Source organism: Sphingobacterium sp. CZ-UAM, from assembly GCF_002000245.1.
Lineage (GTDB): Bacteria > Bacteroidota > Bacteroidia > Sphingobacteriales > Sphingobacteriaceae > Sphingobacterium.
The window spans coordinates 53,036-67,356 of the sequence record NZ_MTCM01000007.1; the positions used below are offsets into that span (position 1 = coordinate 53,036).

A 14,321-nucleotide genomic window follows, 5' to 3' on the forward strand; every position below is an offset into this window, starting at 1 on the left:
AATATTATAAAAATGGATTTATTCTTATAAAATACTATTTTTGAATTTGCCATCCATTTCTACCTTTAAATCAATCAAGTAACCATTGACCAAAGCGTATCGTATTTCACTGTCAGATCCGATAAAAAAATCTGCATCATCCCCTATCAGCGGGCTCATTCTACTTTCAAAATGGGTATCCGTCAGGATCTGTATCGGAAAGGAATGCATCATCCCGGCGTCAACCTTATCTGAAACCCTTATTGCTGCAAAACCCTGTTTCAACAGTTTAACTACATTTGACGGACTTAATTTCGCCAGTGAAAATATCCGCTCCGAATACAATTTTGCGGGAATAAATTGGAGTCCTTCGACATCAAGATCGGTGTATCCATAAAAGTCCTGCAGGTCGCCAATGTCTTCAATCAAGCCTTCAACATAATAGTCATCAACTACAGTTTTTTCATTTTGTCGAATACCTACATCCACGAGCATCTTTTTACCATTTCTTTCGATAGATAGGTTCCGGATCAAAACATCATGAAGCTTTTCATCATTAAAAGGAATCGCGTTGTAATCAGCAATATCATGTACCGAATAAGATCCCGAGGCAATTTCCTGAAAAGCCTTCAACAACGCAATGAAATTATATTTTCGGACCTCCAGTTTCTCCGTATCGCCTGCAAAAGCTCCTGACTCAATGAGAATGGTACTCGCTCCCCATTTTTGAAAATTGTCTCCAAAACCACGTGGAGTATGCTCGTCATCATACTTGGCGACAGCATTTGGAATGAATTCCTGTAAGATTTTATTTATTCCGACGATTACCCGCATGGCATCCGCCCTAACCTCATTCACGCTTCTGGCATAATCATATGCGGGGGCCAATAAGGAAATTGTAACCGGGGTTGCCGTACCGGGAATATTGTAATAATTATTTTGATTGTGGAGATTGAACGCAAAATTGGGTTCCAGTAACATTGCCTGCTCTTTCAACAGGGCACCTTCCACCGTTGCAACAGCACGCGCATCGCGATTCATATCGACATCCATCGCCGTTCTCCGCTGATAACGTTCTGCACCATCGGGATTCAACATCGGAATAAAATATAAAGTCAGTTTCTCCGCTATCACCTTTCGAAAAGCATCAAAACCATCCGCCTCCCCGTTAAAGAAATTAAACAGGTCAAATAGCGCCATTGTCGCTGTAGGCTCGTCACCATGCATCTGCGACCACAGTAGTACCTTGATCGCCCCCTGCCCATATTTCAATTTAAAAATTGAACGATCCTCGACTGACCGTCCAATTTCTTCAATGGTAAATCGCTTACTGATCTCTTTACCCTGCAAAAGAGGCAAGATATCAGCATGTTTAAATCGTCTATACCTTAAAGCCTTTTCTTCATACAAAGAAAAGGCTCTGATGAAATCTTCTTTGACCAAATTCATGTTAATCTTTTAAGGCTGCCCCAAGTAAAGTAATCGTCCCTTGTGATGCATCCATTCTCACCTTTGCACCTACCGGAAGGATAAATTGCTCTGCGATATGTCCAATGACAGCACCGCTATAAGCGGGCACGTTTAAGGGCCTGATATAGTCATTGAATAGTTGATCCAATGTGACCGAACCATAGCCGCCCGATGGTTTACAATTGGTACATTTGCCAAAAATAAAACCTTTGATCACAGCTAATATTCCTGCATTTTTCAACTGACAAAACATCCTGTCAACACGCTCCATATCTTCGTCCACCTCCTCAATAAAAAGGATCTTATCCTTAAAATCGGGTAGATAGGCCGAACCACATAATCCGGTCAATACCGTCATATTTCCACCAAGCAGCACGCCATCGACAGTACCGGGAAAAATTGTGGCAATCCGGTCTTTGGTCTGTACGATATTATCCCCCTTTGATTTGGGATTTTCAAATACCGCGGGCGTATTCGCTATAAATTGCGCATTAAAAGCCTCTGCCAGCTTCTTCGTCCATGTGCTTATACCGACCGCGCCATGGAAAGTAACAAGTCCGGTCTTCGCATACAAAGCCAGAATTAAGGCTGTTATATCCGAATAACCCAACAAAATTTTGGGATTTTGAGCAATCATCTTATAATCAAGTCTGTCCAGGAGGCGGGAAGTTCCTGAGCCTCCCCTGACACAGACAATTGCTTTGACAATCTTATCAGCAAACATATCATGTAGATCCGCAATACGTTCCTGATCTGTTCCCGCCAAATTACCGTAACGGCTACGGATATGTTTTCCCTCTTTCACTTTAAAACCCAATGTTTCAAAGATCTCACGTGCAATAATGATCGACTCTTCGTCATCCAATACACCCGCTGGAGTTATCAAGCCGATCGTATCCCCAAGCTGTAGCTTCCTTGCCAACAAAGAAGCTGGCCCTGCTAGCTCCGCGGCCATTTCTGTCGAGTGCCCTGCCGCCAATGCCGGAATAGCCAGTGCGCCCAAAGCAATTGATTTTATAAAAGCCCTTTTCTCCATACTACGCGAACTTATCTATTGAACAACAGACGCTCTCCAGCACCTTTCTCAATAATTTGACCTTTGGAAAATGCGACTTTACCAGATACAATGGTATGTTCAATAGTTGAACTAAAGGTGTGACCTTCAAATGGAGACCATCCGCATTTAGAAAGAATATTTGATTTTGAAACGGTATAGGGTTTATTCAGATCCACGAGTACAAGATCTGCCCAATATCCTTCGCGAATATAGCCCCGATCCTCCACCTGAAACAATGTAGCTGTATTATGTGCAGACTTCTGAACCAGTTGCTCCAAGGTCATTTTACCATCTTTAACCATATCCAATAAGGCCTGTAAAGCATGTTGGACCAGCGGGCCTCCGCTAGGAGCTGAAGCATAAGGCTGTGTTTTTTCCTCGATGGTATGCGGGGCATGATCTGTGGCAATTACATCAATATGTCCATCCAATACTGCCTTCAGAATATGATCACGGTCATTGGCCGTTTTAACAGCTGGATTCCACTTGATAAAATTTCCTTTTGTTGCATAATCCTGATCAGAAAACCAGAGGTGATGGATACAGGCTTCCGCAGTGATTTTCTTGTCCTTTAATGGAATATCATTCCTGAATAACGCAATCTCCTTTGCTGTTGATATATGTAAAATGTGTAATCTTGTATCATGCTTTTTGGCCAATTCCACCGCCTTGGATGAAGACAGGTAACAAGCCTCTTCAGAGCGGATCAAAGGGTGCATCTCAATCTTCAACCCATCTTCACCATATTGATCTTTAAATCTTGCCAGATTAGCCTTGATCGTTGCTTCGTCCTCACAGTGTGTAACGATTAAAGTGGGAGCGTTAGCAAAAATACCTTCTAAAGCCTTTTCATTATCCACCAACATATTTCCAGTCGAGGACCCCATAAATACCTTTATACCACAAACATCACGTGGATTGGTTTTCAATACCTCCTCCAAGTTATCGTTAGCCGCCCCCATAAAAAATGAGTAATTCGCTAATGCATTCTTTCCTGCAATATCGTATTTATCCTGAAGCAATTCCTGCGTCAAGGTATTGGGAACCGTATTGGGCATCTCCATGAAAGAGGTTGTGCCACCTGCGACCGCAGCGCGACTTTCATGCCATATATCCGCTTTATAGGTTAATCCGGGTTCTCTAAAATGAACCTGATCATCAATTAATCCAGGAAACATATGCAGTCCCTCAGCATTGATTTCCTGATCCGCAGGATGGTTTATCTCCTGTGCGATCATTTCGATTCGACCATTGCTGATATATACATCAGCCGTCTCAACTTTACCTTCGTTAACAAGTTGTGCAGATTTTATAAGAATAGATGACATGTTGATCTTTTACTTTGGTATCTGTCAAAAGTAAAGATTTGTTGCCGTGATAGCAAGTTATCTGTTCAAAGAGTTCCCTAAGCCCATTTTGATCGGTCAGCGTATCCATGCTATTAAACAAAGGAAAAATCCGAACTTGAAATAAAATCTATCTGTTTTCACAAACATTAACAACCGCAAAATTTGACTGCAAGCTTCTTTGCGCTCATTGGGGATGGGCTCCTTGATAGCTCAAAAAAATAGAAGCCAATAAAAAAGAGGCCTAAGCCTCCTCTATTATTCTTTATCAAATTTGTACCCCACACCTTTTACCGTGGTGACATAATCATCACCGATTTTTTCACGAAGTTTACGGATATGTACATCGATTGTCCGGTTGGTGACAACCACCGAGTCTTCCCAAATACTTTTTAAAATCTGCTCTCTCGTGAAGACTTTATTGGGTTTGGAAGCTAATAGGTAAAGCAATTCAAACTCTTTTTTGGCAAGCACAATCTTTTGCTCTCCTTTGTAAACTAAGAATGAATCTCTGTCGATAACCAGATCAGCTATCTCGATTTTATCCTGGGCTGTTGAATCAGACTCTTCCGATGCATTTCGTCTCAATATCGCATTGATACGGCTCATTAGCGCGCGGGGCTTGATTGGCTTAGCGATATAATCGTCCGCTCCAACATGAAATCCCGCAATTTCTGAATATTCTTCGCTTCTAGCTGTCAGAAATACCATAAAGGTACTCTTGAATTCAGGCATAGCACGCATAATGCGACAAGCTTCAATACCGTCCATTTTGGGCATCATCACATCCAGGATGATTAGGTCCGGGTTGACCTGTTTGGCAACCTGTATTGCCTCTTCCCCATTTTGCGCTGTAGAGACCTGATAACCTTCACGATTTAAGTTGAATGCAATTAAATCCAAGATATCTTTTTCGTCATCAACAATTAAAATCTTTTGTTTCGAAGAACTCATTTGTCTTATTTTTCTGCTAAAATATGAACAAAATGATAACAATCAGTTAATCTAATGTTACCAAATCATTAAGTAATATTTCAATTAACAATAACACATTGATTACTTAATTGTTTTCTTCAAAAAATCAGCCAGCTCCTCACCACGAAGATTTTTTGCAATGATAATACCATTTGGATCCAGGATATAAGATGTAGGCAAAGCTTTCACACGGTAATCAACTACTATCGGTGAGCTCCAAGCCTTTAAATCAGACACATGTGTCCAAGTCAGCTTATCGTCTGTAATAGCTCGCATCCATGAACCGGGATTATCGTCAAATGAAACGGATAAGATATCGAAACCTTTGGCGTGATAAGCATTATATAGCTTGACAAGATTTGGATTTTCCTGACGACAAGGCATACACCAGGAAGCCCAAAAGTCAACCAGCGTATACTTTCCCTTAAAGCTTGACAACTTCACTTCCTTGTTGGAGGGAGTAAAGGAAATCAACTCCGGCGCCGGCTGCCCAATAGCCATTTTCTTCAACTTTTGAGTTTCCTCTTTAAACTGGGTCACATATCTATTTTCCGTAAATTCATTTTTAATTTTATCAGCATAAGCAATAATCTCAGCCTCTGCCACTTCTGGATCCAGTGTTGAGATCGCATAAAATCCAGCCAAATCATTATGTTTACCGGAAAAATCGACCGCTTTGCGGGTATACTCCCGAAGCTCATTCGCGAATTTAGCTTTATATTCGGCACGGAGTTTTTCTATTTCGTCAGCAGTTGAATTTGCCGTTAATTTAGAAAATACAGTCTGTAGCGAATCTTGCACATAATCACGGTGATTCCTTTCCCTGGCAAATGGTTGTATCGTTTTCGACAATTCAGACCCTTCAACAAGATAATCATTAACATCCTTATGCAAATCCGCTTTGAATGAAATGGTCTCACCCGGAGAAGCGATCAGGTCGTAGCGATTTTTACCGACACGCAGCGACAACAATCTTGATTGGCTTGCCTGACGCACAAACTGAAATTTGTTATTATCGCCAAAGAACATCGAATCAAGTTTGGTATCCCCTTCGTACAAGGAAACAACTTTTATATTACCTGGGTTCTCTATATTTCCTTCAATAGTAAACTGTTCTTTATTCTGGCAACCGAACATCAATCCAACCACGCCAACTATTAAAAAAATTGCCTTTCTCATCTGTATATCGTTTTGTGAGCGCTACAGATCCATCTATAAATAAATGTCATTGCACTCGGTTTCCTTTTAAACAGAAAAAACTATCCTATATATTCCTTTCCCTGTAATGACGCATTCATGATTTGCTCTGCAGCGAATTCTTGAAATCGTTATACCCGGTTTGAATAAATAAGATAGTTTCATATCATAGAATTTTGAGGAGACCCCTGCTCCACTTGAAGCTTATTCAACAAGCACTTAAGTCTCCGGTCTAAAAACTCAAATTTAACCTAAAAATTCCTTCGCACGTTCAATGGCCATTTTCAATCCGGCAGAATTTTTACCACCAGCTGTTGCAAAGAATGGCTGTCCGCCGCCGCCGCCTTGGATATCTTTTGCCAGATCACGAACGATATTGCTTGCGTTTAAACCTTTTTCTTTTGCTAAATCGTCTGAAATCACAACTGTCAGACTTGGCTTGCCATCGAATTCCGCCCCAATAACCAAAAACAGGTTATTAACAGCGCCTTTCAACGCATACGCTAAGGTCTTAACCGCTTCTTCATTCGGAAGATCTACCAATGTTGCCAAGAAGTTAATATCGCCAACCTGTTCGATCTTTGCTTCCAGATCAGATTTCAGAGCCAAAGATTTTTCGGTAATGCTTTTTTCAATTTCTTTTTTTAGGGCACCATTTTCGTCGATGATCTTACCCAAAGCTGACACAAAATCCTTTGGATTATTCATGAGTTCTTTTAAATGCTGTACCAATTCAAAATGCTCACGAATCACTGCAGCAGCGCGCGTACCTGTAATGGCTTCAATACGACGCACACCTGCCGCAACAGCTGATTCAGAAACAATCTTAAAGAATCCAATCTGACCTGTGGCTTTTACATGTGTTCCACCGCATAATTCTTTAGAGAACGAATCTTCAAAAGTGATCACACGCACAAAATCACCATATTTCTCTCCAAACAATGCCGTTACACCTGAATCCAACGCTTGTTGATAAGGCACATTACGTTCTTCTTTCAATGGAATATTTTCACGGATTTTAGCATTTACGATGTCTTCAACCTGCTTGATCTCATCGTCACTCATCTTCGCAAAGTGAGAAATATCAAAACGCAGGATATCAGCATTAACCAATGAACCTTTTTGATTTACATGTGCACCCAATACTTGTTTTAATGCAGCGTGCAATAAGTGCGTTGCAGAGTGATTATTCTCGGTATCCAGTCGTTTGGTAGCGTCTACCTGCGCAACAAAGGTGCCATTCAGATCCAGAGGCAATTTATTGGTAAAATGAACAAAAATTCCATTTTCCTTTTTGGTATCTGTAATATAAATCTTTTCACCTGTTTCTTCTGAGACCAGTTCTCCGGAATCACCGACCTGCCCGCCACCTTCCGCATAAAACGGACTGACGGAAAGTACCAATTGATACTGCTCTTTATTTTTTGCGACAACTTTACGGTATTTTACGATTTCTGTTTTTGCAGTCAAGGTATCATAACCAACAAATTCAAAACCCTCATCATCATTGACAAGAATCCAGTCTCCGGTGTCAATTGCTGTTGCCGCACGCGAGCGATCTTTTTGGATCTGAAGCGCCTGCTTAAAGCCCTCCATGTCAACAGACAGTCCTTTCTCACGCGCCAATAATTCCGTTAAATCGATCGGAAAGCCGTATGTATCATATAATTCAAATGCAAAATCACCATTGATAACAGGATGGTCTTCCACATAATTTTCGAAGCGCTGTACACCTGTGGACAAAGTTCTTAAAAACGAAACTTCTTCTTCTAGGATTACTTTCTGCACAAAATCCTGCTGTTGGATCAATTCATCAAACACGCCACTGAATTGGGCCGCCAAAACTGGAACAAGCTCATTAATAAACGGTGTTTTAAATCCTAAGAACGTATAAGCATAACGCACCGCACGACGCAAAATGCGACGGATGACATAGCCTGCTTTGTTATTCGATGGCAATTGTCCATCTGCAATCGCGAAGCTAACGGCACGAATATGATCCGATACCACCCGCATTGCAATATCTGTCTTCTCATCCAGACCATATTTTATCCCTGACTTTTCCGCAATAAAATCAATGGTCGGTGTAAAAACATCCGTATCATAATTTGAGGTTTTTCCTTGAATACATCTGACAAGACGCTCAAACCCCATACCTGTATCCACATGTTTAGCCGGTAAAGTTTGAAGTGAGCCGTCCTTCAGGCGATTGAATTGCATGAAGACCAAGTTCCAGATTTCAATTACCTGTGGATGGTCTTCATTGACCAAGCTTTGTCCCGAAACCTCTGCACGCTCTTCTGCACTACGCATATCAAAATGGATTTCAGAACAAGGTCCACAAGGGCCAGTCTCCCCCATTTCCCAAAAATTGTCTTTTTTATTACCAAGCAGGATACGATCTTCGGCGATCCACTGTTTCCAGAAATCAAACGCCTCCATATCCCGGTCTAAACCTTCACTTGAGTCGCCCTCAAAAATTGTCACGTATAAACGATCCTTGTCAAGTTTATACACTTCGGTCAATAGTTCCCAGGCCCAGGCAATCGCTTCTTTCTTAAAATAATCCCCAAAACTCCAATTTCCCAACATCTCAAATAAAGTATGGTGGTAGGTATCGATACCAACTTCCTCCAAATCGTTGTGCTTGCCGGAAACACGCAGACAACGCTGTGTATCTGCGACACGTGGAAATTTAATCGGCGCTTCTCCAAGGAATAAATCCTTGAACTGGTTCATCCCCGCATTGGTAAACATCAATGTAGGATCATTTTTTACAACTACTGGTGCTGAAGGTACTATCTGATGCCCTTTACTTTTAAAAAAGTCTAAAAAGGCTTGACGAATTTCTCTACTTGTCATTTAATTATCTAAAAATATGTGCAAACTTACTCAAAATTGGTCTGTTATGCAATGTGGAATACGAGATAATAAGCCCGGCACAGCGTTTTTAGTAATGCCCGATTTCGATATCTGACTGACTTTTCAAACAAAAAAATCAGGACATAAAATTCAGAAGGACAGAATTGTCTAATTTTCGGGATGACAGCGATCACAAATATGCATTAAATACAACATTTTAAAAGCATTAAATGTTAGCCACATTTGTAAGGCTCAGAGGAAAAATAATACGTTAAACAATAAAAACATTTGACTGATCGTCATTCACAATTGCATTTGTTTTATTACATTTGATAGAGATAGGAGATTCTAAACATGAAGACAAGATTGTTTAACTAAAATTCATTCAAATGACTTCCTCATGATCTATTCAAATTAAGTATAGGGATTTCAGAATACAGTCGGAAACAACTTTCACCTGAATCTCGTGCAAAGAAAGAACCCGAATCCGAAATATTTGGATGAACGCTTGGACAGCTGTAAGAAGATAAAATATGTAAAAACTAAATATGACAGCTTCATCATATCGAAACAAACAAACCGAGTGAAACGAGCTCATTTATACCGATGAGAGCAACACTTATAAATAATTTAAACAGATGAAAAAAAACATTCTACTACCGGTAGATTTTTCGGATCATTCTAACAACGCAGTAAAATACGCGGTGGATCTGGCCGCCCAAAAGGGGTATCGTATTCACCTTTATCACAACTACACATCGGCTTCTGCAGTATTTGAAGGAGAAACTGATTCCATTGGAAAGCAAAATCCCCTATTTAAAGCCGATATCCTGATTAAAAACCTTTCAGAGCAGATAAAATCAACGCATGCATCCCTTGAAGTAAGCACCCAGTGCGAACGTGGCATGATCACTGAAACCCTGCCGGACCTAGCTACTCCGGATCGTTTTGATTTTGTCATTATGGGCACAAAAGGTATTACCAATGATGATAGTCAGCTGATAGGCAGCACCACCTATGTGATCAGCAAAAAAGCCAAAATACCGGTTCTGGCCATCCCTACTGAAGCCTCATTTGAACAGATTGATAAAGTTGGCTTATTATCCAATTTCAAAGAGGAAGAAGTGCAAACGGTGCAGGATTTCGTCAATATAATGGGAAAAGAGTTTGAGTTAAAGTTGATGCATGTCCATTATGATCATTCTTCGGAAAATCGCATAGAAGATAAATTGGAAGTATGGAAATATAAAATCAAAAAATATATCGGTGTGACCAATATAGCCATAGAGGTCGATTCCATACAAGGTGACATAGAGGATCTGGACACTGTTCCCGAGGTTATCAACGAAATGATCCACACCGAAAAAATCAAGATATTGCTTGTCACGCGCTCGCGAAAATCCTTTTTTGAACGTGTTTTCACCCGATCGGTAGCAAAAGCATTGTTTAGTCATCCTTTAGTTCCTATATTTTTCACCAAAGCATAAAAGCATAATTAAAGTATATCGCTATGTCTAAATTATTAATCCCTGTAGATTTTTCCGAAAATGCACAAGTCGCCGCAAACTATGCCGCCCAGATTGCTCAGGAAACCCATGATGAAATCACACTCTTCCATTCCTTTACTTCACATAGCAACAAATTCGCAAATGCGAAGCATTTAGTAGACCCCACCGAAGAGAAGGCCCGTCATAAAATGGAGGAACTTGTCGCCGAACTTCTACAAAAATATCCTTCGTTAAAAATTTCGACCTTATTTGACAACGGAATTTTAGCTGAATCATTGGAAAAACAGGAGATAAAAGAGAAGTATCATACTGTGATTATGGGTACAAAAGGAGTCACTGGACTAGAATCCGTACTGATCGGCAGCAACACGTATGACGTCATTAAGGAATCAAAAATACCTGTATTAGCGATTCCAAAAAATGCCGTAAAATTAAAAAAAGATAATATCGCATTATTGACAAATTTTAAACCGGGAGAACTGGAAGTCCTCAAACAAGCAATCCCATTATATGGAAAAGATTTTCATCTACAGCTCATCCATATCAACAAAAACAACCTAGAAATCAGTATTTTAGGACAACAGCTTGAAAAATGGATTGAACAGATCATTGCAGAGACAGGTATTGAAGACATCTCCTATATTGTCAAAGCGCAAAGCTATTTTGCGGGCTCGCGGGAGAACATTGCGAACGGAATACATACGATTATCAGAGATGAAGATATTGATGTGATTTTGATTACGAAAAGTAGGAAAACTTTTTTCCAAAACATTTTTACAGAGAATATTGTTAAGCACATGGCTTTCGAAATTGAGGTGCCAAATTTTTTCGGTCGAGTGGATTGACCAAATAATTTTTGGCAAATTTATTGTAAGAGTAGTCAATGAGTTAATTTAACAAGAATTCTATAGTAGAAAATTTTACAAAAACACATTATGAAAATTAGCCTTAAAAAATCAGGATTACTAGTAGCGGCAGGAATTATCTCAACCGCATCCTTTGCCCAAAGCGCAAAACAGTCATCAATTGAAGGCACTACCCCATTTGGACCAGCAACACAATACAGGACTTGGTCTATTGGTGTAGGAGCAGGTGTAACGAGCTTGCAGAACATTGCGAAATTCAATAATGGAGGTTATGACAAATTGGATTGGAACTTGGGTTACAGCGCCTATATCAAAAAACAAATCTCTCCTTCATTCGGAATTAAGGCAACTTACTTTGGTGGAAAGACCTCCGGTTATGAAAACAGTGATAAACAAACAGGTTTTGAGACAAAGACACCTTGGTCAGTAGCGCTATCCGGGGAATTCATTGCAGCCAATACAAACTGGCGGTTTTTCAATAGTTTCATTAAACCATATGCATCAATTGGTGTGGGGGTAATGAATGCAGAGACAGCGGCAATTGCTGGTGGAAACACAGGGGAATATGGTGATTCGTATTCTAAGATCTATGTACCTGCAGACTTCGGTTTTAAATTTGCCGTGGCGAAAGGCATCAACTTCGAATTGGGTTACCAATTGAACTGGGCAAACCAACGGTTTGATAATAAAGTTGGACCAACTCAACAATACAAAAATGACCTCTTCACCTATGCCCATGCAGGTCTAGAATTCGCGTTGGGTAGTGGCAGCAAACCAGCATTGAACAATTCAAATCCAGTAGCAACCTTAGTGAATGATTACACTGTCAAATACGATGATTTGAAAGCACAGAATGATGCGTTGAACGCTAAAAACCAAGCTTTGCAAAGCCAGTTGGATGGATTGAACAGTGACTTGAAAGACGATGATGGTGATGGTGTAGCTAATAAATACGACAAATGTTCAGGAACACCTTCTGGCGTGCAGGTAGATGGATCAGGTTGTCCAATTACAGTGAAAAACGAAACTAAAGTTGTTGAGAAAGTTGTTGTCACAGAAGCGGACAGAAAAGTAGTTGCTGATGCGATTAAAAACTTAGAGTTCGATTTAGGTAAAGCAACCATCCGCCCGACTTCATATGCAACATTGAATAAAGTTGCGGCATTGTTGATCGAGAAAAACTTTAGCCTAAAATTAGCTGGCCATACAGATAACACGGGTTCACGCGAATTGAATATGCGTTTATCCAAAGAGCGTGCGGAGTCGGTGAAAGCTTACTTGGTATCCCAAGGTGCAAACGCTTCACGTATTGAAGCTACAGGCTACGGTCCTGACCAACCAATTGCATCCAATAAAAATGCTGCCGGTCGTCAACAAAACCGCCGCGTAGAGTTTACACTTTATTAATAGCTAATAAATTACACACAATAAAACGGTATTTTTCAATATAATACCGTTTTATTTAGTCTTTTGTCATATTTTAACTACAAACCGATTGGGAATTTAATTTTTAACCTATTACTTTTGCCTCGGTTTATACAAACAAATTCTATGAAACTAAATTTACAATTAGCACTTGCATTTGCAACTGCAGGCTTATTTGCCAATGCTGCTTTTGCACAAACTTCAAAGGTATCGTCAATCGAAGGTACTACTCCTTTTGGTTCAGCTACACAGTATAGAACATGGTCTATCGGTGTCGGTGCCGGTGTAACGAATCAAACGAATATCGCCGGTTTCAACCGTGCTGGGTACGAAGACCTAGCTTGGAACTTGGGATACAGTGCTTATATCAAAAAGCAGATTTCTCCATCTTTTGGCATCAAAGCCAGCTACTTCGGTGGTAAAACAGGTGGCGCATTTTTAGCAAAAACGGCAGATCAATCCTTCGAAGCAAAAACACCTTGGTCGGCTGCTTTATCCGGAGAATTTCAAGCTGCAAATACCAACTGGAGATTTTTTAATAGTTTCATCAAACCTTACGCTTCAATCGGTGTGGGTGTCATGAACAGCAAAACAACTTTAACGACTGGTTCTACCTCAGTAGAAGCTGATGCTATTTCCAAAATCTATGTACCATTGGATATGGGTTTCAAATTTGCTGTTGCTAAGGGCATCAACTTTGAATTGGGTTACCAATTAAACTGGGTTAACCAAAACTTTGATGGGATCCAAGGCGGTCAATACAAAAATGACCTATTCACTTATATCCATGGTGGTCTAGAATTTGCATTGGGAAGCGGTAGCAAACCAGCCTTGAACAATTCCAATCCAGTAGCCACACTTGTGAATGACTACACTGTAAAATACGATGATTTAAAAGCACAAAATGATGCTCTTAATGCAAAAAATCAAGCTTTACAAAGTCAATTGGATGGTTTAAACAATGATTTAAAAGATGACGACGGTGACGGTGTAGCAAATAAATACGACAAATGTCCAGGCACGCCTTCTGGTGTACAGGTGGATGGTGCAGGTTGTCCAATTGTCGTGAAAAACGAAACTAAAGTTGTCGAGAAAGTTGTTGTTACAGAAGCGGACAGAAAAGTTGTTGCTGATGCGATCAAAAACCTAGAGTTTGACTTGGGCAAAGCAACTATCCGTCCGACTTCATTTGCAACGCTGAACAAAGTTGCGGCATTGTTGATCGAGAAAAACTTTAGCCTGAAACTAGCCGGCCATACCGACAATACAGGTTCACGTGAATTGAATATGCGTTTATCCAAAGAGCGTGCGGAGTCAGTGAAAGCTTATTTAGTATCTCAGGGTGCGAACGCTTCACGTATCGAAGCAACAGGTTACGGTCCTGACCAACCAATTGCATCCAATAAGAATGCTGCTGGTCGTCAACAAAACCGTCGCGTAGAATTTACACTTTATTAATCGATCCTATTCGATCTATACAGGCCAAAAGGCATCACATTTAAGTGATGCCTTTTTTTCTGATAAGTATCTACCTTCTTTTAAAAGAATATGCTGACACCTGGTCGTGCATGTGAATAAATTTATTGTCCCAGCCCCAGAACATATTTCGATTCCATTAAAAATCAATTATTTAAAT

10 protein-coding genes are annotated in these 14,321 nt (G+C 40.2%); 4 read left to right on the forward strand and 6 right to left on the reverse strand.

Features of this window, described 5'->3' with window-relative positions; translation table 11 throughout:
- Window positions 1-24: 24 nt before the first annotated feature.
- From BWD42_RS20915 to alaS, 6 genes are all read right to left on the reverse strand, one after another.
- Window positions 25-1,428, reverse strand: a complete 1,404-nt coding sequence (locus BWD42_RS20915; RefSeq protein WP_077438352.1) for a M14 family zinc carboxypeptidase — start codon at window positions 1,426-1,428, stop codon at window positions 25-27.
- A 1-nt stretch (window position 1,429) separates the two neighbouring features.
- Entirely contained in the window at window positions 1,430-2,485 is a 1,056-nt protein-coding gene (locus tag BWD42_RS20920; RefSeq protein ID WP_077438353.1) for an LD-carboxypeptidase, read from the reverse strand.
- An 11-nt stretch (window positions 2,486-2,496) separates the two neighbouring features.
- Entirely contained in the window at window positions 2,497-3,834 is a 1,338-nt protein-coding gene (locus BWD42_RS20925) for a dihydroorotase (protein WP_077438354.1), read from the reverse strand.
- A gap of 276 nt (window positions 3,835-4,110) precedes the next feature.
- Window positions 4,111-4,806, reverse strand: coding sequence for a response regulator transcription factor (locus BWD42_RS20930; RefSeq protein WP_077438355.1), 696 nt, complete (start codon window positions 4,804-4,806; stop codon window positions 4,111-4,113).
- Window positions 4,807-4,908: 102 nt separating this feature from the next.
- The gene (locus BWD42_RS20935) at window positions 4,909-6,006 is read right to left on the reverse strand and encodes a TlpA disulfide reductase family protein (RefSeq protein ID WP_077438356.1); all 1,098 of its coding nucleotides are present in this window, start codon (window positions 6,004-6,006) and stop codon (window positions 4,909-4,911) included.
- A 264-nt stretch (window positions 6,007-6,270) separates the two neighbouring features.
- A complete protein-coding gene (gene alaS, locus BWD42_RS20940) occupies window positions 6,271-8,886 on the reverse strand; it encodes an alanine--tRNA ligase (protein WP_077438357.1) in 2,616 nt (871 codons plus the stop codon).
- A 638-nt stretch (window positions 8,887-9,524) separates the two neighbouring features.
- On the opposite strand from alaS, the gene BWD42_RS20945 reads away from it, so the two are divergent.
- From BWD42_RS20945 to BWD42_RS20960, 4 genes are all read left to right on the forward strand, one after another.
- Window positions 9,525-10,373: a universal stress protein gene (locus tag BWD42_RS20945; RefSeq protein WP_077438358.1), complete on the forward strand. Its 849-nt coding sequence runs from the start codon at window positions 9,525-9,527 to the stop codon at window positions 10,371-10,373.
- Window positions 10,374-10,396: 23 nt separating this feature from the next.
- On the forward strand, window positions 10,397-11,239 hold the full coding sequence (locus BWD42_RS20950) for a universal stress protein (RefSeq protein WP_077438359.1): 843 nt from the start codon (window positions 10,397-10,399) through the stop codon (window positions 11,237-11,239).
- 90 nt (window positions 11,240-11,329) lie between these two features.
- Window positions 11,330-12,667 carry an OmpA family protein gene (locus BWD42_RS20955; protein ID WP_077438360.1) on the forward strand — a complete coding sequence of 446 codons (1,338 nt, stop codon included), beginning with the start codon at window positions 11,330-11,332 and terminating at the stop codon, window positions 12,665-12,667.
- Between the two features lie 144 nt (window positions 12,668-12,811).
- Window positions 12,812-14,143 (forward strand): OmpA family protein, encoded by a 1,332-nt coding sequence (locus BWD42_RS20960; RefSeq protein ID WP_077438361.1) that lies wholly within the window; start codon window positions 12,812-12,814, stop codon window positions 14,141-14,143.
- Window positions 14,144-14,321 lie beyond the last annotated feature (178 nt).